At 54.2% G+C, this 23,694-nt stretch carries 26 protein-coding genes; 17 read left to right on the top strand and 9 right to left on the bottom strand.

Annotated features, from left to right (window positions below; all coding sequences use genetic code 11):
• The first annotated feature begins 76 nt into the window (after positions 1–76).
• The 4 genes from meaB (at position 77) to AB9F29_RS06110 (ending at position 2,620) form a co-directional block, all read left to right on the top strand.
• The gene (gene meaB / locus AB9F29_RS06125; RefSeq protein ID WP_236940015.1) at positions 77–1,075 is read left to right on the top strand and encodes a methylmalonyl Co-A mutase-associated GTPase MeaB; all 999 of its coding nucleotides are present in this window, start codon (positions 77–79) and stop codon (positions 1,073–1,075) included.
• 199 nt (positions 1,076–1,274) lie between these two features.
• Entirely contained in the window at positions 1,275–1,565 is a 291-nt protein-coding gene (gene rpmB / locus AB9F29_RS06120) for a 50S ribosomal protein L28 (RefSeq protein ID WP_039002721.1), read from the top strand.
• 36 nt (positions 1,566–1,601) lie between these two features.
• On the top strand, positions 1,602–2,066 hold the full coding sequence (locus AB9F29_RS06115; protein WP_369754975.1) for a DUF2946 family protein: 465 nt from the start codon (positions 1,602–1,604) through the stop codon (positions 2,064–2,066).
• Between the two features lie 53 nt (positions 2,067–2,119).
• Positions 2,120–2,620, top strand: a complete 501-nt coding sequence (locus AB9F29_RS06110; RefSeq protein ID WP_369754974.1) for a copper chaperone PCu(A)C — start codon at positions 2,120–2,122, stop codon at positions 2,618–2,620.
• Positions 2,621–2,675: 55 nt separating this feature from the next.
• Here the strand turns inward: AB9F29_RS06110 and AB9F29_RS06105 are convergent, their stop codons facing one another.
• Positions 2,676–3,005: a hypothetical protein gene (locus AB9F29_RS06105; RefSeq protein ID WP_369754973.1), complete on the bottom strand. Its 330-nt coding sequence runs from the start codon at positions 3,003–3,005 to the stop codon at positions 2,676–2,678.
• A 297-nt stretch (positions 3,006–3,302) separates the two neighbouring features.
• On the opposite strand from AB9F29_RS06105, the gene lepA reads away from it, so the two are divergent.
• Positions 3,303–5,102: a translation elongation factor 4 gene (lepA, locus tag AB9F29_RS06100; protein ID WP_369754972.1), complete on the top strand. Its 1,800-nt coding sequence runs from the start codon at positions 3,303–3,305 to the stop codon at positions 5,100–5,102.
• 65 nt (positions 5,103–5,167) lie between these two features.
• On the opposite strand, the gene AB9F29_RS06095 is transcribed toward lepA, so the two are convergent.
• The 3 genes from AB9F29_RS06095 to AB9F29_RS06085 all read right to left on the bottom strand — a co-directional run bounded on the left by AB9F29_RS06095 (position 5,168) and on the right by AB9F29_RS06085 (position 6,540).
• Positions 5,168–5,398, bottom strand: coding sequence for a hypothetical protein (locus AB9F29_RS06095; protein WP_369754971.1), 231 nt, complete (start codon positions 5,396–5,398; stop codon positions 5,168–5,170).
• On the bottom strand, positions 5,388–5,855 hold the full coding sequence (locus AB9F29_RS06090; RefSeq protein ID WP_369754970.1) for a hypothetical protein: 468 nt from the start codon (positions 5,853–5,855) through the stop codon (positions 5,388–5,390). The genes AB9F29_RS06095 and AB9F29_RS06090 overlap by 11 nt, the downstream gene beginning before the upstream one ends.
• A 397-nt stretch (positions 5,856–6,252) precedes the next feature.
• Positions 6,253–6,540: a type II toxin-antitoxin system Phd/YefM family antitoxin gene (locus AB9F29_RS06085; protein WP_369754969.1), complete on the bottom strand. Its 288-nt coding sequence runs from the start codon at positions 6,538–6,540 to the stop codon at positions 6,253–6,255.
• 161 nt (positions 6,541–6,701) lie between these two features.
• On the opposite strand from AB9F29_RS06085, the gene AB9F29_RS06080 reads away from it, so the two are divergent.
• Positions 6,702–7,259 (top strand): PhnA domain-containing protein, encoded by a 558-nt coding sequence (locus tag AB9F29_RS06080; protein ID WP_369754968.1) that lies wholly within the window; start codon positions 6,702–6,704, stop codon positions 7,257–7,259.
• Between the two features lie 71 nt (positions 7,260–7,330).
• Complete coding sequence (locus AB9F29_RS06075; protein ID WP_335584969.1) at positions 7,331–7,513, top strand: CTP synthetase; 183 nt, start codon at positions 7,331–7,333, stop codon at positions 7,511–7,513.
• A gap of 3 nt (positions 7,514–7,516) precedes the next feature.
• Here AB9F29_RS06075 and AB9F29_RS06070 read toward each other — a convergent pair whose 3' ends face one another.
• Positions 7,517–8,272: an alpha/beta fold hydrolase gene (locus AB9F29_RS06070; protein WP_369754967.1), complete on the bottom strand. Its 756-nt coding sequence runs from the start codon at positions 8,270–8,272 to the stop codon at positions 7,517–7,519.
• Between the two features lie 85 nt (positions 8,273–8,357).
• Here AB9F29_RS06070 and AB9F29_RS06065 point away from each other — a divergent pair, with 85 nt between their 5' ends.
• Positions 8,358–8,729, top strand: coding sequence for a hypothetical protein (locus AB9F29_RS06065; protein WP_369754966.1), 372 nt, complete (start codon positions 8,358–8,360; stop codon positions 8,727–8,729).
• A gap of 56 nt (positions 8,730–8,785) precedes the next feature.
• Here the strand turns inward: AB9F29_RS06065 and glyA are convergent, their stop codons facing one another.
• On the bottom strand, positions 8,786–10,081 hold the full coding sequence (glyA, locus tag AB9F29_RS06060; protein WP_369754965.1) for a serine hydroxymethyltransferase: 1,296 nt from the start codon (positions 10,079–10,081) through the stop codon (positions 8,786–8,788).
• 185 nt (positions 10,082–10,266) lie between these two features.
• Between glyA and AB9F29_RS06055 the strand changes: the two genes are divergently transcribed.
• Positions 10,267–11,028, top strand: a complete 762-nt coding sequence (locus tag AB9F29_RS06055; RefSeq protein ID WP_039002712.1) for an NAD kinase — start codon at positions 10,267–10,269, stop codon at positions 11,026–11,028.
• A 34-nt stretch (positions 11,029–11,062) separates the two neighbouring features.
• Here AB9F29_RS06055 and prpE read toward each other — a convergent pair whose 3' ends face one another.
• Together prpE and AB9F29_RS06045 are read right to left on the bottom strand one after the other, a co-directional pair.
• Positions 11,063–12,952: a propionate-CoA ligase PrpE gene (gene prpE / locus AB9F29_RS06050; protein WP_369754964.1), complete on the bottom strand. Its 1,890-nt coding sequence runs from the start codon at positions 12,950–12,952 to the stop codon at positions 11,063–11,065.
• 108 nt (positions 12,953–13,060) lie between these two features.
• Positions 13,061–15,346, bottom strand: coding sequence for an NADP-dependent malic enzyme (locus AB9F29_RS06045; RefSeq protein WP_335584964.1), 2,286 nt, complete (start codon positions 15,344–15,346; stop codon positions 13,061–13,063).
• Between the two features lie 171 nt (positions 15,347–15,517).
• Between AB9F29_RS06045 and cdd the strand changes: the two genes are divergently transcribed.
• The 6 genes from cdd (at position 15,518) to AB9F29_RS06015 (ending at position 21,004) form a co-directional block, all read left to right on the top strand.
• Positions 15,518–15,910: a cytidine deaminase gene (cdd, locus tag AB9F29_RS06040; protein WP_039002709.1), complete on the top strand. Its 393-nt coding sequence runs from the start codon at positions 15,518–15,520 to the stop codon at positions 15,908–15,910.
• Positions 15,911–17,215, top strand: a complete 1,305-nt coding sequence (locus AB9F29_RS06035) for a thymidine phosphorylase (RefSeq protein WP_369754963.1) — start codon at positions 15,911–15,913, stop codon at positions 17,213–17,215.
• A complete protein-coding gene (locus tag AB9F29_RS06030; protein ID WP_369754962.1) occupies positions 17,216–18,409 on the top strand; it encodes a phosphopentomutase in 1,194 nt (397 codons plus the stop codon).
• Positions 18,406–19,389 (top strand): adenosine deaminase, encoded by a 984-nt coding sequence (locus AB9F29_RS06025; RefSeq protein WP_369754961.1) that lies wholly within the window; start codon positions 18,406–18,408, stop codon positions 19,387–19,389. Before AB9F29_RS06030 ends, AB9F29_RS06025 begins: the two co-directional genes overlap by 4 nt.
• A 1-nt stretch (position 19,390) precedes the next feature.
• A complete protein-coding gene (upp, locus tag AB9F29_RS06020) occupies positions 19,391–20,023 on the top strand; it encodes a uracil phosphoribosyltransferase (RefSeq protein WP_369754960.1) in 633 nt (210 codons plus the stop codon).
• Positions 20,024–20,092: 69 nt separating this feature from the next.
• Positions 20,093–21,004 carry an SPOR domain-containing protein gene (locus tag AB9F29_RS06015; RefSeq protein ID WP_369754959.1) on the top strand — a complete coding sequence of 304 codons (912 nt, stop codon included), beginning with the start codon at positions 20,093–20,095 and terminating at the stop codon, positions 21,002–21,004.
• Positions 21,005–21,018: 14 nt separating this feature from the next.
• On the opposite strand, the gene AB9F29_RS06010 is transcribed toward AB9F29_RS06015, so the two are convergent.
• Positions 21,019–22,032, bottom strand: coding sequence for a hypothetical protein (locus AB9F29_RS06010; RefSeq protein ID WP_335584959.1), 1,014 nt, complete (start codon positions 22,030–22,032; stop codon positions 21,019–21,021).
• 187 nt (positions 22,033–22,219) lie between these two features.
• Here AB9F29_RS06010 and AB9F29_RS06005 point away from each other — a divergent pair, with 187 nt between their 5' ends.
• Together AB9F29_RS06005 and AB9F29_RS06000 are read left to right on the top strand one after the other, a co-directional pair.
• Complete coding sequence (locus AB9F29_RS06005; RefSeq protein WP_039002702.1) at positions 22,220–22,852, top strand: sulfotransferase family 2 domain-containing protein; 633 nt, start codon at positions 22,220–22,222, stop codon at positions 22,850–22,852.
• Positions 22,853–23,021: 169 nt separating this feature from the next.
• Entirely contained in the window at positions 23,022–23,678 is a 657-nt protein-coding gene (locus AB9F29_RS06000; RefSeq protein ID WP_369754958.1) for a Hint domain-containing protein, read from the top strand.
• The last annotated feature ends 16 nt before the right edge of the window (positions 23,679–23,694 follow it).

The raw sequence follows: 23,694 nt of genomic DNA, 5'->3' as shown, positions 1-23,694 counted from the left end.
AAAAGATGGGGTAAAAGGAATTGTTATCCAATATCATGACTATATCGCGTTACGAAAACCGGCGAAAGGCTGCCAATTGAGCGCACAGACTATTACAGAACGCGCACAATCGGTGCTTAACGGGAATCGCCGCGCCCTTGCGCGGGCGATCACCTTGATTGAAAGCGCCAAGCCCAGCCACCGTGTAGAGGCGCTTGCCTTGCTCGATGCACTGCGCGCCGCCGGACCCCAACCCGCCCGACAAGCTCTTCGGATTGGCTTGTCCGGCACGCCAGGGGTCGGCAAATCCACCTTCATCGAGAGCTTTGGCATGATGCTGGTGGGGCAGGGGTTGCGCGTGGCGGTCCTCGCTGTGGATCCAAGCTCGACGCGCTCTGGTGGATCTATTCTGGGCGATAAAACCCGCATGAACCTGTTGGCGCGCGAAGCCAACGCCTATATCCGCCCCACCCCCAGCAGCAACCGTCTGGGCGGTGTTGCCCGCCGCACACGCGAAGCGACCATCCTCTGCGAGGCCGCTGGGTTTGACATCATCCTCATCGAAACCGTCGGCGTGGGCCAAAGCGAAACCATGGTCGCGGGCATTTCCGACGTCTTCCTCCTCCTAATGGCCCCCGCAGGTGGCGACGAGCTGCAGGGCGTGAAGCGCGGCATCATGGAAATCGCCGACATGATTGTGGTCAACAAGGCCGACGGCGACCTTAAGCCCGCCGCGACCCGCACCTGTGCCGATTACGCGGGGGCCTTGATGTTGTTGCGTAAGCGCGAGCAAGACCCCGAGGGCTTTCCCAAGGCCATGCTCGCCTCCGCCATTGAGGAAAACGGGCTGGACGCAATTTGGGCCGAAGTCCAAGCGTTGATTGCATGGCGCAAATCGGCAGGGATCTGGCAGAAGAATCGCACAGCTCAAGCGGCAGCGTGGTTTCGCGAAGAAGTCGAAGCTGGCCTTTTGGCCCGACTCACCGAGGATTTTACCCTGAAATCCGCTTTTGAGCGCGAAATGGACGCCGTTCAGCGCGGTGAGTCCACCCCATCCGCTGCCGCCGCCACGGTGCTTGGGGCCTTGAAAGACTGACAATTCGGAGATAATTCGCCCCAAGGCGCTTTTTGCACGAATTCTGGGCAATCAAACCCGCCAGCCGCTTGACGCCCCCAGTGATTCCGCGTATCAGCCCCAGACGGAATTCAGGGTATCCCTTTTCGGATGCCCATTTTATGTTATCGGCCACAGATCGGGATACGCCCGTGATCGGCCACGATCTGAGGAATACATCATGTCACGTCGTTGCGAATTGACTGGAAAAGGCCCTATGTCTGGCAACAATGTCAGCCATGCTAAAAACCGTACGCGTCGTCGGTTCTTGCCGAACTTGAACGACGTTTCGTTGCAGTCCGAAATGCTCGGTCGCACGTTCAAATTCAGAATCTCTGCTGCGGCTCTTCGCTCCGTTGATCACCGTGGTGGTCTGGACGCATATCTTGCCAAAGCAAAAGACACTGAGCTTTCTATCTCCGCTCAGAAAGTCAAAAAAGACATCGCTAAAGCGCAAGCTACAGCAGCCTAATATCGCTCAATCACTTGCCAATAGGTGAGTGTCTGGATGATCAGTTTTAAAAGCCTCACCTTTTTGGTGGGGCTTTTTGCTTTTCACTTACGCGCCGTTTTGTCGCTTTGCCTCCCCCAGTGGGAGGCCTATAGTTGGCGCATGTTTGTCCCCCGTTCAAAATCCACATCAATGCTCGCCGCTGTTTTGGCGCTGGTTATGGTTTTGACCAGCATGGCAACCGCAATGGGGCAAATGCGGGGCGCAGCCGTCGGCGAGATGGTTCTTTGCACGGGATACGGTCCGCGCGTCGTTCAAATTGATGCACAGGGGCAGCCCGTCGAGGCGCGCACAACCTGTCCCGATTGCCTCCTTTCCGCCGTTCTCCTTGAGGCTTCCGCGTCGACGTTCACAACGGATATGGTGTTTACATCTGCGGATTTGCGGCGGGTTTCGGTGGCATTCCCCACACGTCCCGCGCGCAGCAAGGCCCACAGTCCGCGCGCGCCACCTTTGGCCTGACATCCCGCGTCAAAACACTCTAACACCCCAAAATCATTACGAAAGGGCATCCTATGTCTTTCACTTTATCCCTACGCGCGCCGCTCGCCGCCGCGTTTATCGCCGCTTTTGCCTTGCCCGCAAGTGCCGAAATCCTGATCCACGGCGCCTATGCGCGCTCCGCGACACCCGTGGCCAAAACCGGTGCGGCGTTTTTTGAAGTTATGAACACGGGCGAGGCCGACCAACTTATTGGCGTGTCGTCCGATATCGCTCCGCGTGTTGAGTTGCATACCCACAAGGACATGGGCAATGGCATTATGAAAATGATGCATGTCGAGGAGGGATTCGCGATTCCGGCCGATGGGATGCACCAGCTTAAGCGCGGCGGGGATCACGTCATGATGATGGGATTGGACAAGGGGTTGGCAAATGGCGAGACTGTTTCAATCGTCCTGCATTTTGAAAACGCGGGCGATGTCGCGGTTGAAATTCCTGTAGACAATGATCGCACGCCAGAAGACGAGGCCGACCACTCTTCAATGGATCACGAAACACCCGAAGTCTCGCAATAAACGGCAGGGATAGGGGCGTGGCAAAACGCGCCCTTATTCACCTAAAATCAGCCGCTTAACCCCTGCAGAATGTTGCCGCCGTTTGGCCGAACTCTTTGTACCGAAGCCAGAATTTCTCGTGGCTGCGATTGTTCGACTGGCGGATTTCTTGCGCCCTGTGGGGGTCATCAAAAAACTTCGCTGCGGTTTTTTGGTCGCTGCGGGAAAGCATCATATCCGCAACATCCTGAATACACCCGCACAAGGGTTTCGATGCGGCTTTGCGCTCCGATTTCACACATGCACGCTCAATTGTCTTTGCAGCGTGAACTTCTGAAACGGGGAGGGAAACTGTCGCCAATGGGGCCATGCAAAGGGCTAGAACGGCCATTTTAAAAGGTTTCATAAGAATTGCCTATAGTTTGATTTCGCTCAGTCCGCCCGCTTCGGGATCATCACTGGGCCTGCTACCCTGACAATATTGCAAATTTTTCATCGCAAATCAATTCCATATATATTGCGGTCCATATGCCCAAAAGCCACAGGATTTGGGTTTTACGCCTGATTGCCCAAGCCCCAAAATCGCTAGAATCGCAGGCAATGAACCGCCCCCACCAGAATTCGTTCAAAATAACGCTGAACCGCCCCTCCAAACGATCAACCCCGCTTGACCAAACCACAATTCCACCGCATATCAAACGCTATGACTGATCTTGATAAAATCCGCAATTTCTCAATCGTGGCGCATATTGACCACGGTAAATCCACCCTCGCTGACCGGCTCATCCAAGAGACCGGCACTGTGGCCCTGCGCGATATGCAAGCCCAGATGCTCGACAGCATGGATATCGAGCGTGAGCGCGGCATTACCATCAAGGCCAACACCGTGCGCATCAATTACAAGGCGGACGACGGGTTCGATTACGTTCTCAATCTGATCGACACCCCCGGCCACGTGGATTTCGCCTACGAAGTGTCCCGCAGCATGCGTGCCGTCGAGGGCTCGCTTCTGGTCGTGGACGCCAGCCAAGGCGTTGAGGCCCAAACCCTCGCCAACGTCTACCACGCTCTGGATGCCGACCACGAAATTGTCCCCATCCTGAATAAAATCGACCTGCCTGCCGCGGATTGTGATCGCGTCGCCGAGCAAATCGAAGACGTCATCGGAATCGACGCCTCTGGCGCTATCCAAGTTTCCGCCAAAACCGGCCAAGGCATCCACGAAACCCTCGAGGCCATCGTCACCCGCCTTCCCGCCCCAAAAGGCGACCGTTCCGCGCCGCTCAAGGCTATGCTGGTCGACAGTTGGTACGACGCCTACCTCGGCGTGATCGTCCTTGTGCGCATCATTGATGGCGTCCTGAAAAAGGGCGACAAAATTAAAATGATGCAAAACGGTTCTGTCCATCCCGTTGATCGCATTGGCGTTTTCAAACCCGGTATGATCATGATCGACGAGCTTGGTCCCGGCGAAATCGGCTTCCTCACCGCCTCGATCAAACAGGTCCGCGACACCCGTGTTGGCGATACGATCACCCATGAAAAAGGCGGCTGTACCCAAGCGCTCCCCGGCTTCAAACCCGCGCAACCCGTTGTTTTCTGTGGCCTCTTCCCTGTCGATGCCGCCGAATTCGAAGACCTGCGCGATTCCATCGAGAAACTCGCCCTCAACGACGCCTCCTTCAGCTACGAGATGGAAACCTCCGCCGCTCTGGGCTTCGGCTTCCGCTGTGGTTTCCTTGGCCTCCTCCACCTTGAGGTGATCCGCGACCGTATCGAGCGCGAATATGACATCGACCTGATCACCACCGCGCCCTCGGTTATCTATCATATCTTGATGAAAGACGGCACCGATCAGGAGCTGCACAACCCCGCCGACATGCCCGATCTCACCTATGTCGAGCACATCAAAGAGCCGCGCATCAAGGCCACAATCCTTGTGCCCGACGAGTATCTCGGCGACGTCCTCAAACTTTGCCAAGACCGTCGCGGCGTGCAACTCGACCTCACCTATGCGGGCTCCCGCGCCATGGTCGTCTATGATTTGCCCCTCAATGAAGTCGTCTTCGATTTCTACGACCGTCTAAAATCGGTCACCAAAGGCTATGCGTCTTTTGACTATCAAATGATCGGCTACCAAGAAGATTTCCTCGTGAAAATGACCGTCCTCGTCAATGAAGAACCCGTCGACGCGCTCTCCACCATGGTCCACCGTGATCGCGCCGAACAACGGGGCCGCGCCATGGTTGAAAAACTCAAAGACCTGATCCCGCGTCACATGTTTAAAATCCCGATCCAAGCCGCCATCGGTGGCCGCGTCGTCGCCCGCGAAACCCTCTCTGCCATGCGCAAAGACGTGACCGCGAAATGCTACGGTGGCGACATGACCCGCAAGAAAAAGCTGCTCGAGAAGCAGAAAAAAGGCAAAAAGAAAATGCGCCAATTCGGGAAAGTAGAAATCCCGCAGCAAGCCTTTATCAACGCGCTGAAAATGGACGATTAAAAAAGCCGCCCCTTGGGGCGGCTATCGAAACGTTTTCATTGGTACTGAGTCAGAAGTAAAATGCTTTAAGCGACTTTCATTGCAACCTTGTCGCAATCATCAAGTTCGTCAGCATTCGGCCCGCCAGCCGTAATGTTGCAATCAGCAAGGCTGTCGTGATTCCACTCGTCATCTGAGAGTGCCTCAATGAGAGTCGTAGTGGCAGGCACTGCTTTGATGCGGAGGATTGCTGCCTGAACACTTACTTGCAGCCCTTCAGGCAGCAATTGCATATTCATAGAATCATCATTCATCATAAAGGTCCTTTCCAAAGTAATTACCACCATTCGCGATATCCGGATGATGGTAAGCGGTGTAGCCGTAACGCTCGTAGACAGCCGAGTCAACGGGGTCTTTAATTAGCACACGTTTAGAGCCTAGAAGTTTGGCATACTCTTCGGCGCATGTCAAAATCGGCAACAAAGCTCTACCTGACAGATAGTTATTACCGAAGAACCTTTCAATCCACTTAATTGTGAGGTGAGTCTTTGCGTTCGATGGGTTTCCAATTGCTAACGCTACCAGAGTCTGCCGGCCGTCAATCAGTTGCCAAATTGCCAAGTCAAAAAAATCCGACCGTTTTGAGTACCTATGGAAAAGCGTCTCCCAACTCTCTTTAAAACCTAGATGAGTGTCTTTTCCGTAGAACTTGGGCCACTCATTCTTCGCAAACTCAAGCGCGTCACCGAAATCAGCATTAGTAATGGAGCACATGGTTGTGTTTGCCCAGCGAGGGTCATTCCGTGCGCGCACGTTTACAGAGTTTAACGTTCGTTGACGTGCTTCGGTACGTAAAATTTAATAATAAATCTGATTGTCTGAAACTTCGTTTGGCAAAATAGACCCCTTGTGAAATGTCTATCGCATAGTGGTAGGCCCTCAGAGTTCTGGGCGCAATTGGTTTTCTAAGCAACGTAGTTGTTATCACAGATAGTCCAGCTGCCTGATTTTTCAAATCAGGCAGCGCCCGATCCGCCCCCACGGGGCGGGCGCTTCGCTTCCACCCCTCGGATCGTGCGCCGCATCCCACACCCGTTGCACCCCCCTCAAACCATCCACCCCCAAAATCCCCTCACCAAAACCAAACCGCGCCCCCCAAAAAACCAAAACGTCATTCCCCCATCTCCTTCACCCGCCGAATCCGCGCCGCCAGCGCATCCGACCAAATCCCGTATTTCGTCATCAACACGCTCGGCCGTTTCCCCGTCTCAGGGTCGCGCTCCCCGTGGGTCTCGTCGTCCTGTTTCTCCCAAATCCGGTGCAGGTCCTCCATCGGCACAATCGCCCCGATAGGTTTGCCATGCATCGCGATCACCGCAATTTTCTTGCCATGCTGAACCTGCCCCAAAATCCGCGACATTTCCCACCGCAACTCCGTCGCATTCACCTCAAAAACCATCGTTACCCTCTTTAAAAAGTTTAAAAACCGACCCTCAGAGTATTTAAAAACTTTAAACTTTCGCCTGTTTCAACGCGCGGCGCGTTAACGAGTGCCCTTGGCAAACCAAGTGTCGCTCTGCTACAGGTAGAGGGTGAAAATGTTCCCTTGGAGATCCCCCAATGCCCCTTAATGCCCTCTCAGCTCGTTCCGGCGATCAATGTGAATTATGCGGCTCAAGCGACGCCTTGGGGGTCCATGATGTGGGCCCGAATTCCGACAACACCGTGCACATGTCGGCTCATATTTGCCAGAAATGCCGCGCGCAGATTGACGGTGAACTCGACCCAAGTCATTGGCGTTGCTTGACTTCTGCCATGTGGAGCGAGCACGAACCCGTAAAAGTCCTCGTCTGGCGCTTACTCGATCGCCTCAAAGCCGAAGCATGGGCGCACGACCTTTTTGACATGCTCTACCTTGACGAAGCCACCCTAGAATGGGCCAAAGCCGGCGCCGAAACCCCCACCTTGATCCACAAAGATTGCAACGGAAACGTGCTCTCCGCCGGGGATTCAGTCACCCTCGTCAAAGCCCTCCCCGTAAAAGGCGCAGGCTTCACCGCCAAGCAAGGCACTGCCGTGCGAAACATCTCTCTCGTGTCCGACAACGCAGGTCACATCGAAGGCCGCGTAGAAGGGCAACGTATTGTTATCCTGACGGAATTTGTAAAAAAGAGCTAGATGACATAGATCAAGGTAAGCTCCGAGAAAACCCGTAATGATCGCCGCAGAACGCGCAAAAGGAGCCTGATATGAACCGTTTAACACTGCTGATGTTTACCATAATTGCCCCCAGTATGGCAGGCCTCGGCGTCATCATCGCGCTGGTCACAGGCAACGATACACTGTCCCCGATTTTGATCGCGGCCGCCCTTGGGTTTGTCGCGGGTTTTCCGGTTTCTTATTTTGTTTCCAAGAAAATTGCAGATCTTTAGGCGTTAGCTGAAAAAGGCACGAATGCTGGCTTCGAAATCACGCGGTTTTTCCGCATGGAGCCAATGCCCAACATCCGGCATTTTAGCAAAATAAGCGTTTGAAAACAGGGCTTTGATGAGGGGGCGATGCGCGGGCAAAACATAGTCTGATGCTCCGCCTGACAAAAACAAAGCTGGCTTATCAAATTGCCCCGTCAGGGCAGGAAAGCCGAGGATCTTATCCATTTGATCTGCGAGGACGTCGAGATTGAGACGCCATTGCTGATCGTTAACGTCAAGGGACTGGAGCAAAAACGCGCGCACACCGTCGTCAGGAATAGCGTCTTGAAGCAGGCGGTCCGCGTCTGAACGCTTCTCAACCTGCGCAAGATCCAGCGACCGCATGGCCTCAATGAGGGGCATTTGTGTATGAGAATACGCAACCGGCGCAATATCCGCGACGAGCAACCGATTCACAATATCAGGTGATTGAACCGCCAGAACCATCGCGGCTTTTCCCCCCATCGAATGTCCCAAAACATCCATGGGCGCGCCGAGGTCGTTGATGACATGCGCAAGGTCATTGGCCATATCCATATAGCTTTGTGATGAATATCGCGGACTCTCGCCGTGGTTGCGCATATCGACAGTATGGACAACGCGGTCCTCAGTGAGGCGTTTTGCGATAACACTCCAATTGCGCGCCGATCCAAACAGGCCGTGCACGATTAAGAGGGGCGGGAGGGCGCTTGAATGACCCTGTGTATAGGTTTTCAACATATCTTTCTGTACCTCGAAAAATTCCTTTAGGCCAGTGGCTTGAGCTGAATCCCTTTGGCCTGTATGGTCTTGCGACGAGGTATTTATGAATTCAAGACCCCCCCGAGACTGCGCCGATGAGGTTGCGACCCTTTTGAAAAAACAACTGTCCGTTGGCGGCACAGGGCTTGACGGAAAACTGCGGCGTGGTGGGCGACTTTTGCCGCGACATGTGCGCAAGGACGCGGAATTTCTGGCGAGCGCGGCCGCAGCCTCGCAAAATCCGAAGTTGCAGCGTTTTGTAGATTCTGGACGGGTTGAAAAGTCGTATGAAAATTGCCTCAAACACCTTAAAGGGATCGACAAAAGCAAACGCCGCACAGATGTTTTTCTAAGTGTTTTGAGTGGGGTAGCGTTGGGAATTCTCATTCCAGCGGCGCTTTTTACGACAGTGCTCGTCTGGCGTGGGTATCTGTAAATAGGCATGTCAGTGAAGCCTAGCGCAGAGGCAAGGCTTCACCGTTTTTCAATTTCTTAGAGGTTGTCGTAAATTGGGAAGCGCGCACAGAGTGCGGCGACTTTGATTTTTACAGCCGCTTCGGTATCGTGGTTTCCGTCTTCGCCATTTGCCGCGAGGCCGTCCACAACTTCGACGATCATATCGGCAATTTCACGGAATTCAGCTTCGTCGAATCCGCGTGTAGTGCCTGCGGGTGTTCCCAAACGAATGCCCGATGTTACGAAGGGTTTCTCAGGGTCAAACGGGATACCGTTCTTGTTCGTTGTGATGTTTGCGCGTTGCAGCGCTTTCTCTGTGGCATTGCCTTTGACATTTTTGGGGCGCAAATCAACCAGCATAACATGGGTGTCTGTGCCGCCTGTTACGATGTCCAAGCCGCCTTTCATAAGCTGGTCTGCAAGGGCAACCGCGTTCGCACGCACGCGCTTTTGGTAGGCTTTGAACTCGGGGCGCAGCGCTTCGCCAAAGGCGACGGCCTTGCCTGCAATCACATGCATCAAGGGGCCGCCTTGAATGCCGGGGAAGATTGCAGAATTGATTTTTTTCGCAATATCCGCGTCGTTGGTCAGGATCATCCCGCCGCGTGGGCCGCGCAGGGTTTTGTGCGTGGTGGTTGTCACGACATCTGCGTATGGGAACGGGGAAGGGTGCTCACCTGCGGCAACGAGGCCGGCAAAGTGGGCCATATCAACCATCAAATAGGCGCCTACGCTGTCAGCAATATCGCGGAACTTCACGAAGTCGATCTGACGGGGAATCGCGGACCCGCCCGCAATGATGAGTTTTGGTTGGTGCTCGGTGGCGAGGGCTTGGATTTGATCGTAGTCGATCAAGTTGTCCTGCAGGCGCACACCGTATTGAATGGCGTTGAACCATTTGCCGGATTGGTTTGGAGCTGCACCGTGGGTCAGGTGCCCGCCGGAGGCAAGGTTCATCCCAAGGATGGTGTCGCCGGGCTTGATGAGGGCCGTGAAGGCGCCTTGGTTGGCTTGCGAACCCGAGTTTGGTTGGACGTTGGCGAATTCACAGCCAAAAAGTTGTTTCGCGCGATCGATTGCCAATTGTTCCGCAATATCAACATACTGACAGCCGCCGTAATAACGTTTGCCGGGATAACCTTCGGCATATTTGTTGGTCAGGACGGTGCCTTGTGCTTCCATCACGGCTGCGGAAACGATGTTTTCGCTGGCGATCAATTCGATCTCGTCGCGTTGGCGGCCAAGTTCTTGGCGCGTTACGGCGAAAATTTCAGGATCACGGGTCTCAAGGCTTTCGGTGAAAAAACCTGTGTCGTTGCTGTTTACGGTCATCGTGGGCTCCATGGCGCGTGAAATGTTTAGGCCTTGTAGCGGTCTCGCGCCTTTCACAAAAGCCTGTTTCGCGGCATTTGTATGATATTTTGCGCCATATACATCAATTCGTGTGATCAAATATTTCCTATCTGGTCTTGTGTTTCCGATCTGCACAGGCAAACGTGGGCGAAAATGGGAATGACATGAGCGCTAGAATACACTTCAAGGCAAACGGTACCGACATTTCACAGGCGGCACTTGCCCGTTTTCAGGCCCAGTTTGGCGACGCCCCTGAGGAAGACTGCGATGTGATCGTGGTGTTTGGTGGGGACGGAATGATGTTGCAAACTCTGCATTCCACACAGCACTTGAACACGCCCGTTTTCGGGATGAACTGTGGCACCGTTGGTTTTCTGACGAATAAATACAGTGATGACAACCTTGAGGAGCGGCTGCGGCAGGTCGAGGAAGAAATTCTGAATCCGTTGCGCATGCACTCTGTTTCTACCGAAGGTGTGGAGCACGACCAGCTGGCAATCAACGAGGTTTCGCTTTTGCGCGCGGGGCCACAGGCCGCCAAGTTGCGCATTACTGTCGACGGGCATGTGCGGCTTTCGGAACTGATTTGCGATGGGGCCTTGGTGTCGACGCCGGCGGGGTCAACGGCCTATAACTATTCGGCGCACGGACCGATTTTGCCGATTGGGTCCGATGTTTTGGCTTTGACACCGATGGCCGCGTTCCGTCCACGGCGTTGGCGTGGTGCCTTGCTTCCAAAGGCGGCCAAAGTTCGCTTTGATGTGTTAGAACCCGAAAAACGCCCCGTGATGGTTGCCGCCGACAGTCGCTCCGAGCAGGACGTCTTGTCGGTTGAAATCTATAGCGATCCAACCATTGAGCATCGCATTCTCTTTGATGAGGGGCATGGGCTAAAAGAGCGTCTTCTCCGAGAGCAATTCGTTTAGCGGGGTGCGGACGGCCCTTTCGGGCCGCCCAATCCTATTGTGCCAGACCGACGGTTTGCAAAGCGACTCGAATTTCATCGAGCACGACCGGATCGTCAATGGTTGCGGGCATTTTGAAATCTTCGCTGTCGGCGATTTTAACCATGGTCGCCCGAAGGATTTTCCCCGAACGGGTCTTTGGCAATCTTTCAACCACAATTGCCGTTTTGAAGGCCGCAACAGGCCCGATTTTTTCGCGTACAAGCTTTACGATTTCGGCGGTAATTTCACTGTTTGGCCGTGTCACACCTGAATTGAGACACAACAAGCCCAGCGGCATTTGACCTTTCAGCGCGTCGGCGACACCAATAACCGCACATTCTGCAACATCTTGATGGCTGGCCAAGACCTCTTCCATCGCCCCCGTCGAAAGTCGGTGGCCCGCGACGTTGATGACGTCATCGGTGCGCGCCATAATATAGAGATAGCCGTCGTCATCGATATAACCCGCGTCGCCGGTTTCGTAATAGCCGGGGAAGTGTTCTAAGTAGCTGGACATAAACCGCTTTTCGGCATTCCAAAGCGTTGGAAGGGTCCCCGGCGGCAGGGGGAGCTTGATGGCAATTGCCCCAAATCCACCCGTCGGCATTGGGTGACCGCCTTCGTCCAAAATCTGAACGTCATAGCCGGGCATCGCAACCGAAGGAGAGCCGAGTTTTACCGGTAGCTCCTCAATTCCCATAGGGTTCGCAGCGATCGCCCAGCCTGTTTCGGTCTGCCACCAATGGTCAATCACCGGAACGTTCAGCTTTTCCTGCGCCCATGTGATGGTGTCTGGGTCTGCCCGCTCGCCCGCCAAATAAACGGTTTTGAGGCAGGAGAGGTCGTATTTTTTGATAAACTCCCCTGTCGGGTCTTCGCGTTTTACAGCACGAAAAGCCGTTGGTGCTGTGAAGAAACTTGCGACTTTGTGCTCGGAAATAACTCGCCAAAACGTTCCCGCATCGGGGGTGCCAATTGGTTTGCCCTCGAACACAATTGTGGTGTTCCCATGCACAAGCGGACCATAGCAAATATAGCTGTGTCCAACCACCCAACCAACATCCGATGCGGCCCAAAAGACTTCACCTGGGTCGACGTTGTAGACGTTTTTCATGGTCCAGTTTAGCGCAACAAGGTGTCCGCCGGTGGAGCGAACGACGCCCTTTGGCGCGCCTGTTGTGCCGGAAGTATAGAGGATATAGGCGGGATGATCGCCCGAAACGGGAACGCATTCTGCCGGGGCAATGCCATGCTGAAATCCGTGCCAATTAAAGTCACGTCCCTCGATGAGTTTTGCAACCTCTTGTTCTCGTTGAAGAACAATGCAAAAATCAGGCTTGTGTGTGGCAAGGTCGATCGCGCCATCCAGCAAGGGTTTATAATGGACGACCCGTCCGGGCTCGACCCCGCAGGAGGCGGCGATGATTGCTTTTGGTTTTGCGTCGTCAATCCGCACGGCAAGTTCATTCGCTGCAAATCCGCCAAAGACCACCGAGTGGATCGCCCCAAGGCGCGCGCAGGCAAGCATGGCTTCGAGCGCCTCTGGAACCATAGGCATATAGATAAGGACGCGGTCGCCTTTTTCGACACCTTTGGCCCGCAAAGCCCCCGCCAAGCTGGCCACGCGATCCCGTAACTCTAGGAACGTGATTTCGCGTTTGGTATGGGTGATGGGGCTGTCGTAAATGATGGCGGTTTGATCCGCGCGGCCATTCTCAACATGACGGTCAACGGCGTTGTAGCACGCGTTTACTTGTCCGTCTTTGAACCATTCATACAGGGGAGCATTGTCGTCAAAGAGCGCTTTGCTTGGCTTTTTAACCCAATCAATACCTTCGGCGGCCTGCATCCAAAATGTTTCGGGGTCGTTCTTCCACGCTTCATAAACCCGGGTGAAACCCATGGTTGATCCTCCTCAGAATCGCGCTCTCTAGGCATTGATAGCGGCGCTGGAACGGGGCGGCAAGGGGATACAGGTGTCTTGACCTGCGCCCGATTGCCGCCCCACATTTTATTCGTAATATTCAACCGGTGTACCGGAAATCGCACTCATGTTGAGCAAGCCGCGCGCCGTGATTGAGGGCGTAACGATATGTGCCTTGTTGCCCATGCCCATCAGGATGGGGCCGACCTCAAGTCCATTTGCCTTCATTTTCAAGATGTTACGAACCCCGCTGGCTGCGTCGGCATTGGTGAAGACCAACACATTCGCGGCCCCTTCAAGGCGGCAATCCGGAAAAATACGCGCTCGAACGTCGGGGTCAAGCGCCGCATCAATGTGCATTTCCCCCTCATAGACAAAACTGCGGGTTTGGCTGTCGAGAATATCAAGCGCCGCGCGGGCGCGTTCGCCTGTGCCGCCGTTTAAGTTGCCAAATTGAGAGTAGGAACAAATAGCAATTTTGGGAGCGACACCGAAGCGTTGCACGTGTCGCGCAGCGCCAATCACGCTTTCGGCAATTTGTGCGGGCGTCGGTTCAAGGTGGACATGGGTGTCGGCAATAAAGAGCGGCCCGTCCTCAAGGATCATCATCGAAAGCGCGCCTACAGGGTGCAAGCCGCCTTCCCCCGTTCCCAAAATTTCCTGCACATATTTCAGGTGCCAGAGGTATTGGCCAAAGGTTCCACAGATCATACTGTCGGCTTCGCCGCGTTGAACCATGATGGCACCAATGGCGGTATTATTGGTGTGCATAATGGCTTTGGCGATATCCGGAGTGACGCCATGCCGCGCCATAAGCTTATGATATGTCTGCCAATATTCGCGATAACGTGAGTCATTTTCGGGGTTAACGAGGTCAAAGTCACGCCCAGGTCTAATGTTGAGGCCAGCGCGTTCACAACGGCTTTCGATCACATCTGGACGACCAATCAGGATGGGCTTGTCGGTCATGTCCTCTAGCATCGCGCTCGCAGCCCGCAAGACGCGCTCGTCTTCGCCCTCGGCAAAAACGATTTTTCGCTCTGCGGTGGCTGCGGCCATGAAAACGGGGCGCATAATGAGGGCGGATCTAAAGACGGAACCATCCAATTCACGTTTATAGGCGTCCAAATCTTCGATGGGACGTTCGGCAACACCGCTGGCGGCGGCGGCTTTGACAACGGCGCTGGCCACGACCCCAATGAGACGTGGATCGAAGGGTTTTGGGATCAAATAGTCGCGCCCAAATGTCATTTGTTCGCCTTGATAAGCGGCGGCGGCCTCGGCGCTAGTGGTTGCGCGGGCCAGTTCGGCAATACCTTCGATACAGGCAATTTGCATTTCGTCATTGATCACAGTTGCGCCCGCATCCAGTGCACCACGGAAGATGAAGGGGAAGCAAAGCACGTTGTTCACTTGGTTGGGATAATCGCTACGCCCGGTTGCAATAATCGCGTCTGGCGCAACTTTGCGCACGTCTTCGGGCGAAATTTCTGGGTTCGGGTTGGCCAGTGCGAAAATTATCGGCTGGCTGGTCATTTTTGCGACCATTTCAGGCTTCAAAACTCCGGGGCCTGAGAGGCCAAGGAAAAGATCCGCACCGCCAATAACGTCATCCAACGTCCGACTGTCACTGGCTTGGGCGAACTCGGCTTTCTGTGGGGTCATTTCTTCGGTGCGGCCCTCGTAGACAAGACCTGCGATATCACAAAGCCAAACATTTTCGCGCTTGAGGCCAAGTTTTAATAGCATGTTCAGACACGCAATCCCTGCGGCGCCGCCACCCGTGGACACAACCTTGATGTCTTCGAATTTCTTGCCCGTGACTCGCAAAGCATTGGTTGCCGCGGCCCCGACAACTATGGCGGTTCCGTGCTGGTCGTCGTGAAAAACGGGAATGCCCATGCGCTCGCGACAGATTTTCTCGACGATGAAACAATCGGGCGCTTTGATGTCTTCAAGGTTGATCGCGCCGAAGGTTGGCTCAAGGGAGCAGATAATATCTGCCAGCTTTTCGGGATCAGATTCGTTGATTTCGATGTCGAAACAGTCGATATTCGCGAATTTCTTAAAGAGGACAGCCTTGCCTTCCATGACAGGCTTACTGGCAAGGGCGCCGATATTGCCCAAGCCCAAAACGGCGGTCCCATTGGTTACGACGGCCACCAGATTGCCACGCGAAGTATACTTGCGCGCCGTTGAGGGGTCTTTTTTGATCTCGAGGCTGGCCTCGGCCACGCCTGGACTATAAGCGCGGGCAAGGTCGCGGCCATTGGCCAGTGGTTTCGTCGCGCGTATTTCCAGTTTTCCGGGTTTTGGAAACTCGTGATAATCCAATGCTGCTTGCCGGATTGTGTCATTTTTTGCGTCACTCATGGTGGGCCTCCCATATATAGTTTAGCATTAAACTACCTGCCATACTGCCTATCTGAACGGCTTACACTAGGTCAATACGCCCCACTTGCAAATAAATTACGAATTACCGTTTCCCTTGCATCCCTTCCGGGGGCGGGGCAATATTGACCAATAGGTAAAATGAGGTTCTAAATGCCCCTTCTTAAAGCAGCAACTGATGTTCAAGCTCGTGCGTACGCGCCTTATTCAAACTTCAAAGTTGGCGCGGCCCTACGAGCGGCATCTGGCGAGATTTTTTCTGGATGTAACGTCGAGAACGTCGCCTATCCTGAAGGAACCTGTGCCGAAGCAGGCGCGATTGCGGCAATGATTGCGGCAGGCCAAACCGAGATCACCGAGGTTTTGGTGATTGCGGATTCTCCCTTGCCCGTAAGCCCATGCGGTGGGTGCCGCCAGAAGTTGGCGGAATTTGCGCAGCCAGAAACCAAAGTCACCATGACGACGCTTGAGGGAAATTCGCAGACGCTCACGATGGGGCAGCTTTTACCCGGAGCCTTTACGCAAGCTCATATGGAAAATACCTAAGTGGATGCGCGCTCAATCATAGCCTGTTTACGGTCGGGGACTACTCCGAGTGGGGCGGAAATTGAGTGGTTTGCGCAGGGTTTGGCGAGCGGTGCCGTTTCGGATGCACAGGCGGGCGCATTTGCCATGGCGGTTTGCTTGAACGGGTTAACGGACGCGGGCCGTGTGGCGCTGACGGAAGCAATGTGCAACAGCGGCGAGCGACTAGAGTGGGCGCTTCCGGGGCCGATTTTAGACAAGCATTCCACGGGCGGCGTTGGCGATTGCGTGTCGCTTTTGCTTGCGCCCGCCCTTGCGGCTTGTGGGGCCTTCGTTCCGATGATTTCAGGGCGTGGTCTTGGCCATACCGGCGGGACGTTAGATAAGTTGGAAGCCATTCCGGGTGTCTCGACGGAGCTTTCGACTGAAGATTTTCAGCAGATCGTCGGCGACATCGGCTTTGCCATCGCCAGTGCCAGTAGCAACATCGCGCCCGCGGATCGCCGCCTTTATGCCATTCGAGATGTGACATCGACCGTCGATAGTATCGATCTGATCACAGCATCGATTTTGTCCAAGAAATTGGCGGCAGGCCTTGAGGGGCTGGTTTTGGATGTGAAATGGGGTTCAGGAGCGTTCATGCAAACGCCGGATGACGCGCGTAATTTGGCACAAACCTTGGTGCAAACGGCAAACGGGGCAGGAACGCCCACGACGGCGCTTGTGACCGATATGAATCAACCCTTAGCAACGAGTATGGGCAACGCGCTTGAGATCATTTCTGTGATGGAGTTGCTGACAAACCCTAAAGCGGCCCCCTTGATTGAGTTGACGGAGCAGCTGGGCGGGAGCTTGTTGCATTCCGCGGGGCAGGCGAGTGATAGCATAACTGGCGCGCTTCAAATAAGTCAGGCGATCAATGGAGGTCATGCCGCCGAAGGTTTTGGACGCCTAGTGGCTCGCTTGGGCGGACCCAAAGATTTCGTCGAATGTTGGCGGGATCGTTTGCCCGCCGCGCGGTGTGTGCTGGGGGTAGAAGCGCAAATGGACGGGTTCGTTCAGGCTATTGACGGTCGGGCTTTGGGCAATCTCGTCGTTGCAATGGGTGGAGGGCGGCTTGTTGGCAGCGACAAGATTAACCCCGCCGTTGGCCTTTCACAAATCGCCAGACTGGGGAGTTTCGTTGAGGCGGGGACATTGCTCGCGATGGTCCACTGCGAGAGCGAGGCGCAAGGGCTGGCCTTTTGCGAGGCCGTGGCACGAGCCATTACTTTGGGGGCTGACGCGCCAAAACCCTATGAACTTGTATTCGAAAAGGTGACCTAGATGGCACGAGCATTTCTTATTGTCCTAGATTCTGTTGGGTGTGGCGGCGCACCGGATGCGGTCGATTTTGGTGACGAAGGGGCAAATACGCTCGGCCATATTGCCGCTGAATGTGCGGCAGGAAATGCCGAGGAAGGGCGCTCCGGCGCGCTTTCCTTGCCAAATCTGGCCTCGCTTGGCCTTTGGCATGCGGTCGAGGCCGCGTCGGGGGCGACGTTTGCCGATAAACTCACGGATGTGACGGGCAAATGGGCGGCGGCCACCGAAGTTTCGATTGGCAAGGATACGCCTTCGGGCCATTGGGAACTTGCGGGGTTGCCCGTCCCTTGGGATTGGCATTATTTCCCCAAAGAGAATTCTTTTGATGATGACCTTTTGTTTGAGGTTTGTAAAGCGGCGGGGACGGGGGGAACGCTTGGAAACTGCCACGCCTCAGGCACCGAAATTATCGAGCGGGAAGGCGCGCGTCATTTGGAAACGGGCTGGCCGATTTGCTATACCTCTGCGGATAGCGTGTTTCAAATCGCCGCCCATGAAGAACGTTTTGGTCTGCAAAATCTTCTCGATCTTTGCAAAAAATTGGCACCGATGCTACATGAAATGAAAGTGGGTCGCGTCATCGCGCGCCCGTTTGTCGGATCAGTCAAAGACGGGTTTACCCGCACGTCCAATCGCAAAGACTTCGCGATTATGCCCCCCGCGCCCGCTCTTTGTGACTGGGTTCACGACGCTGGAAAACACGTTTATGCTATTGGAAAAATTGGCGATATTTTTTCGATGCGCGGAATTGACGAGGTTGTAAAAGGCGATGATCTCACGCTCATGCAGCGCCTTCTAGAGCATGCGGACGCCGCCGTAGATTCAAGCCTGACCTTTGCGAATTTCGTCGAGTTCGACAGTCTGTATGGCCACCGTCGGGATGTTTCGGGCTATGCGCGCGCCCTTGAATGGTTCGACGCTCAAATCCCAGATTTCATTGCGCGGTTGCGTTCCGATGATTTGGTGATATTCACCGCGGACCATGGAAATGACCCCACTTGGGGCGGCACTGATCATACCCGCGAACGCGTCCCTGTTTTGATTTGGGGAGCAGGGATGGGCGAAGTCGGACTTTGCCAATTTACAGATGTTGCAGCCACGCTTGCGCATCATCTTGGGGTGCCCTCGGACGGGCCCGGAAGGAACTTAATATGAGCTTTTCGAAGCTGAAAAAAGTTGAATTGCATTTGCACCTTGAGGGGGCCGCGCCTCCTGCATTTATCCGCAGCCTTGCAAAAGAAAAGAACATGTCCATCGACGGTGTTTTTGACGAGAATGGCGCCTATTCCTACACGGATTTTTGGGATTTTCTGAAGGTCTATGAGGCGGCAACCGCATGCCTTAAAACACCCGAAGACTATGCGCGTTTAACATCCGCCGTTCTTGAAAATTGCGCTGAGCATGGTGTAGTTTACGCTGAGACATTTTTAGCACCCGATTTTTGCGGCGGCGGCGATGTTGTTGCGTGGCGCGAGTATTTGCATGCGATGCAAGAGGCTGCTGACAAAGCCGAAAAAGACTCTGGAATTATTCTGCGCGGTATCCCCACGGTCGTCCGCCACTTTGGCCCTGATGCGGCCAAGAAATCCGCGAAATGCGCCGTTGAAACGGCGGGCGATTGGGTCGTCGGGTTTGGCATGGGCGGGGACGAGAAATTCGGCACGCCGTCTGATTTCGCATACGCGTTTGATATGGCGCGGGAAGCGGGTTTGAAAATCACGTCGCACGCCGGTGAATGGTCCGGCCCCGAGGAAATACGAGCCACGATTCAAGACCTCAAAGCCGTACGCATTGGCCACGGTGTGCGCGCAATCGAAGATGCGGCATTGGTGCGAGAAATCGTTGAGAAGGATATCGTGCTTGAGGTTTGCCCCGGCTCGAATGTAGCGCTTGGTGTCTATGCGGATTGGGCGAGTCATCCGATCCAAAAGCTCCGTGATGCTGGCGTAAAGGTTACGGTTTCCACCGATGACCCACCCTTCTTTCACACCACAATGACAGACGAATATGAAATGCTTTCCCGCACATTCGGTTGGGACGACGACACCTTCCGCGCCCTAAATATTGGTGCGGCCGAAGCGGCATTCTGTACCGACGCCACACGCGCCCAAATTCTCAAAAAACTGGAGGCCTAAAATGAGCCAGCACCTAACCGTTGTGAACCATCCCCTCGTGCAACATAAACTGACATTGATGCGTGAGAAAACGACGTCGACCGCTGTATTTCGCCAGTTGTTGCGGGAAATTAGCCAGTTGCTAGCCTATGAGGTCACCGCTGATTTGCCGATGACTACCCAAAAGATTGAAACCCCTATGCAGGAAATGCAGGCCCCCGTTTTGGATGGGAAAAAGCTTGCTTTGATCTCTATTTTACGTGCGGGCAATGGCTTGCTTGATGGTGTTTTGGAGTTGATCCCATCGGCGCGCGTTGGTTTTGTTGGGTTGTACCGCGACGAGAAAACGCTCCAGCCTGTTCAATACTACTTCAAGGTTCCCACAGAGCTAAATGACCGTCTTGTTATCGCGGTAGATCCAATGCTAGCCACTGGAAATTCATCGGTTGCGGCGATTGATCTTCTCAAAGGGGCAGGAGCTGAAAACATCCGTTTCTTGTGTCTTTTGGCAGCCCCAGAAGGGATCGCGCGGATGAAAGAAGCGCATCCTGATGTGCAGATCGTTACTGCATCTGTGGATGAACGCCTTAATGACGCTGGATATATTGTTCCGGGACTAGGAGATGCGGGTGATAGGATGTTTGGCACAAAATAGGCGAACATTTCCTTTACTAAATTAGTCTTTTGCTGCATCCTCGCACAATATATTGTGTGGGGGCACAAAATGCACCGTTTAAAATATTCTGTCGCCATCGTCTTATCAACCCTGTTTTCTGGGGCTGCTGTTAACGCAGCAACGCTCTCGAGTTCCGATGGGCCTGCTGAAATTCCACCCGCAAGTTATACGGCCGCGCAATATGTGGACAGCAACGGGTGTGTCTTTATCAGGGCAGGTGTGGGACGTTCGATCACATGGGTGCCGCGCGTAACGCAGAGCCGAAAATTGGTCTGTGGGTATAAGCCTTCCCTGCAGGGTCGCGCGATCCAAGACACAGTCCAAGTGTCGAACGCACCCTCAAAGAGCAGTTCCGCGAAGCCCGGTAAACCGTTGGCGACCACGGCTCTGATTGCCGCGCCGGCGGTTAGAAGTGTTCAGGTGACGCAGGCGCCCGCCGCTTCTCCCGTCCCTCGGCTTCCGGCTGGATATAAACCGGTGTGGGACGATGGGCGTTTGAATCCGAAGCGCGGAATTGGAACCGCCCGTGGCGAGGCGGAAATGTTGAAAGTGTGGACCGATACCGTACCGATGAAACTGGTGGCCGAGAATGGCCAAGATGTGGAATTAAAACAGGCGCATTTGCGGTATAAGGCCGCAAACGGGACAGGGCGAACAGCGACGGGTACAAAGACCGTACCCAAGTCCATACGTGTCGCAAAAGCGACGCCAAGTCGTACCGTAGCCGTGAAATCGGGCGGGCGTTTGATTCAGGTTGGCGCGTTTGGCGTGGAAAGCAATGCGCAAGCGACGATCAGAAAGTTCCAGAAAATGGGGCTTCCTGTGGCTGTGCAAAACACGAAACGAAATGGCAAAAGCTTGCAGGTTCTCTATTTGGGGCCATTTGCGAGCAACTCAGACATTAAGGTTGGGTTGAATGCCGCGCATTCCGCTGGGTTCAAAGACGCCTTCGTTAAGTAGGGTCTGTCCAAAACCTAAGATTGGCAAATCTCTTGAAGCGCGACCCATTCGCCATCTGTGATGATTGCGTCTGAGGCCTCTTGTGGAATAGGGTCCGCTTCGATCAAGGGCAATGTCGTTTCCCCAGATATATCAACCGAATAGGCATAGGGCGTCGAGGGCAAATTCGCGGCCTCAAACCTCGCGAGAAGCGGTTCCGGATCGACCGGTGCGAGCGGTTGTGCCAGCAGTTTTTCCGCGTGTCGGGTGAGGGCAGGAATGCTGATCTGGCCCGATGTTAGGAAGCGGAACGTGCCGCGCACACCGAGATCTTGCAAGAGTTCATAAAGCGGGTCGTTGTTTTTTGCGCGCTCGAGTTCGGCCAAAACATAGCCAGATACCGAATTAGGATCCTCAAAATCCTCAACCAATCGACGGTTTAAAATGATATAACCACCTGGCAAATTCACGGATGTTTCGACGCCCGTGCGCACGACCACAAGTTTGTTGCGCTCTGCTCCCAAATGTTGCGCCATTTTGGAGAGCGCATTGCTGGCTTGAGGCTGTGTGCAGGGGTGCCCTGAAACGCGCCGAATTTGTTGGAAAAGGTCATCGCCGATTTTAGTGCGCTGGGCTTGGGGTGTGATGCTGGTTGCGTATTCGACCATTGCGTTTGGAAGCCAGAAAACCATCAACCCCGTGAAAGCGGCGAGGATGCTGGTCGTGAGAACAAGCCGCAAGCGCCCGGGTTGTGGACGCCGCCGATCGATGACTTTAAGCACCCTCTCGATGGCTTCGATGGCAAAGGTCTCATCAAGTTCAAGCGTCTCCCCTCCTTCTACATCTGGACTATAGATCGCGGGGTGCTCTCCGGGATTTCGCCGTGATATCGCGGGAAGGGACCAGTGGGTCAAGGCGCGCTCGGCTTTATCTTTGAGAACAAGGGTCGCATTTCCAAAGCTCACAATGACTTCACGCTTGTGGTCTTCGGGCGTTTCGCGCCAAAGACCCGTGGTTTCGAGCCGATCGTATTCTGATAATGCGGTCATGTGGGCTCTGCGCTGCCTCTTGAATGAAAGTAGCCTAACTTAGGGAGGGGGGATCAACAAGTTCGCAAACGACAATTCCTTTATTTCAGGGCGGGACATCCCGTAATTTAGGTAGATTTACCAGAAACATAAGACGCCGTACACGCGTGAGGCTAGTATCCTTGTAGGGAGTTTTGTAAAACACGATATGATTATTTCGTCTGGGCGCCAGTTTGTCTTTGTTCATATTCCCAAAACGGGGGGAACCGCCCTGAGCCTTGCGCTTGAGGGGCGTGCGATGAAGGATGATATTCTGATTGGGGATACGCCAAAAGCCAAGGCGCGGCACAAACGCCAGCGTACTCAATTCCCCCATATACGGATGAACAAACACGCCAATTACTCGGTGGCTATGAGGCTGGATGAGGATGTTCCAAGCTATTATTGCTTCACGTTGGTGCGAAATCCTTGGGATCGTTTGGTGAGTTACTATCACTGGCTGCGTGTCCAAAGTTTTTCGCATAGGGCGGTTACCTTGGCCCAGACCCTCCCGTTTGCCGCGTTTATCCGAGCGCCCTCGATTATGGCGTCGCTGAAATTAAACAACTATGCGTCCTATATGAGTGGTGCACAGGATGCACATTTCCTGCGGTTGGAGCATTTGGAAACAGACCTGCTGCCCCTTTGGGAACATCTCGGGTTTTCGCTTTCGCCGATTGCGCAGGTGAATACTTCGGAGCGTAAAGCAGATTATCGGAGCTATTATACGGATGCTGATGCGGAGCACGCCCGCCTTCTTCTGGCCGCAGATGTTCAACAGTTTGCCTATTCATTTTCTTAGAGTGGCTCTGAATGTGAGACAATTTCGCTCTTATTCCGCAATTGGGTTCTGTTGGGAAACAGTGCCGCATTTTAGACAACTTCTGGTCGATTTTCGGGCATAGGAATCACCCTACGTTAACCATGTTGGTTCTGCTGGGCTGCCACCCAGTTTCAATGAGGGATACGATATGTTTGGGCTGAAAAAACCTATCCGCCGGGGGGCGCACCGTACTGCAGAAGCATCGGGCTCATATGGTGGAGGCCACTTCAAGCGGCCACGTCGCACAGGAATGATTTCAGGAACGCGCGTCGCGACACAATTTGGATGGCGTGATGTAACCAAAATCGTTCCGGGAGATCGGGTGCTTACATTCGATGGTGGTTTGCAGGTTGTGAAAGCCGTTCGCCATGAGCAAGTGGCGCAAATTCCAGGGGACAGCTTATTGGAAGTTCCCTCATCGGCACTTGGGAACCGCGAAACCGTTTACCTTTTGGCAACACAGGACGTGATGATCGAGAGCGACGCGGCCGAAGACCTGTTTGGCGATCCTTTTGCATTGATCCCAGCTTTGGCCCTAGAAGGTTTGCGCGGAATTCAACGTGTGGCGGCAACAGAAGAATTGCGCGTCGTAGCGATCGAATTTGCCCAAGACCAAGTGGTTTTCGCAAACATCGGTGCTTTGTTTTTATGTCCGAGCAGCGAGCAGGCCAATATGGTTGAAGTCGCGGAACTGGACCTTCCGACGTATGATGTGCTTCCAATGCCCGAAGCGCGCCTATTGGCCGAGGCCTATGCGATGGAAGATATCGCAAAACCCTCAATTCAAGAGTACGTCGCTGCTTAATTGGCGGTAAAGGTTT

It is taken from the genome of Falsihalocynthiibacter sp. S25ZX9 (assembly GCF_041205405.1).
GTDB lineage: Bacteria > Pseudomonadota > Alphaproteobacteria > Rhodobacterales > Rhodobacteraceae > Falsihalocynthiibacter > Falsihalocynthiibacter arcticus.
Note: the sequence above shows the minus strand (reverse complement) of the source record. Positions and strands in the feature narration are given on the sequence as shown.

Coding starts and splice junctions, on each gene's coding strand:
- rpmB (WP_039002721.1), top strand. CDS start 1,275: ATGTCACGTCGTTGCGAATTGACTGGAAAAGGCCCTATGTCTGGCAAC.
- AB9F29_RS06115 (WP_369754975.1), top strand. CDS start 1,602: ATGATCAGTTTTAAAAGCCTCACCTTTTTGGTGGGGCTTTTTGCTTTT.
- AB9F29_RS06110 (WP_369754974.1), top strand. CDS start 2,120: ATGTCTTTCACTTTATCCCTACGCGCGCCGCTCGCCGCCGCGTTTATC.
- AB9F29_RS06105 (WP_369754973.1), bottom strand. CDS start 3,005: ATGAAACCTTTTAAAATGGCCGTTCTAGCCCTTTGCATGGCCCCATTG.
- lepA (WP_369754972.1), top strand. CDS start 3,303: ATGACTGATCTTGATAAAATCCGCAATTTCTCAATCGTGGCGCATATT.
- AB9F29_RS06095 (WP_369754971.1), bottom strand. CDS start 5,398: ATGATGAATGATGATTCTATGAATATGCAATTGCTGCCTGAAGGGCTG.
- AB9F29_RS06090 (WP_369754970.1), bottom strand. CDS start 5,855: ATGTGCTCCATTACTAATGCTGATTTCGGTGACGCGCTTGAGTTTGCG.
- AB9F29_RS06085 (WP_369754969.1), bottom strand. CDS start 6,540: ATGGTTTTTGAGGTGAATGCGACGGAGTTGCGGTGGGAAATGTCGCGG.
- AB9F29_RS06080 (WP_369754968.1), top strand. CDS start 6,702: ATGCCCCTTAATGCCCTCTCAGCTCGTTCCGGCGATCAATGTGAATTA.
- AB9F29_RS06075 (WP_335584969.1), top strand. CDS start 7,331: ATGAACCGTTTAACACTGCTGATGTTTACCATAATTGCCCCCAGTATG.
- AB9F29_RS06070 (WP_369754967.1), bottom strand. CDS start 8,272: ATGTTGAAAACCTATACACAGGGTCATTCAAGCGCCCTCCCGCCCCTC.
- AB9F29_RS06065 (WP_369754966.1), top strand. CDS start 8,358: ATGAATTCAAGACCCCCCCGAGACTGCGCCGATGAGGTTGCGACCCTT.
- glyA (WP_369754965.1), bottom strand. CDS start 10,081: ATGACCGTAAACAGCAACGACACAGGTTTTTTCACCGAAAGCCTTGAG.
- AB9F29_RS06055 (WP_039002712.1), top strand. CDS start 10,267: ATGAGCGCTAGAATACACTTCAAGGCAAACGGTACCGACATTTCACAG.
- prpE (WP_369754964.1), bottom strand. CDS start 12,952: ATGGGTTTCACCCGGGTTTATGAAGCGTGGAAGAACGACCCCGAAACA.
- AB9F29_RS06045 (WP_335584964.1), bottom strand. CDS start 15,346: ATGAGTGACGCAAAAAATGACACAATCCGGCAAGCAGCATTGGATTAT.
- cdd (WP_039002709.1), top strand. CDS start 15,518: ATGCCCCTTCTTAAAGCAGCAACTGATGTTCAAGCTCGTGCGTACGCG.
- AB9F29_RS06030 (WP_369754962.1), top strand. CDS start 17,216: ATGGCACGAGCATTTCTTATTGTCCTAGATTCTGTTGGGTGTGGCGGC.
- AB9F29_RS06025 (WP_369754961.1), top strand. CDS start 18,406: ATGAGCTTTTCGAAGCTGAAAAAAGTTGAATTGCATTTGCACCTTGAG.
- upp (WP_369754960.1), top strand. CDS start 19,391: ATGAGCCAGCACCTAACCGTTGTGAACCATCCCCTCGTGCAACATAAA.
- AB9F29_RS06015 (WP_369754959.1), top strand. CDS start 20,093: ATGCACCGTTTAAAATATTCTGTCGCCATCGTCTTATCAACCCTGTTT.
- AB9F29_RS06010 (WP_335584959.1), bottom strand. CDS start 22,032: ATGACCGCATTATCAGAATACGATCGGCTCGAAACCACGGGTCTTTGG.
- AB9F29_RS06005 (WP_039002702.1), top strand. CDS start 22,220: ATGATTATTTCGTCTGGGCGCCAGTTTGTCTTTGTTCATATTCCCAAA.
- AB9F29_RS06000 (WP_369754958.1), top strand. CDS start 23,022: ATGTTTGGGCTGAAAAAACCTATCCGCCGGGGGGCGCACCGTACTGCA.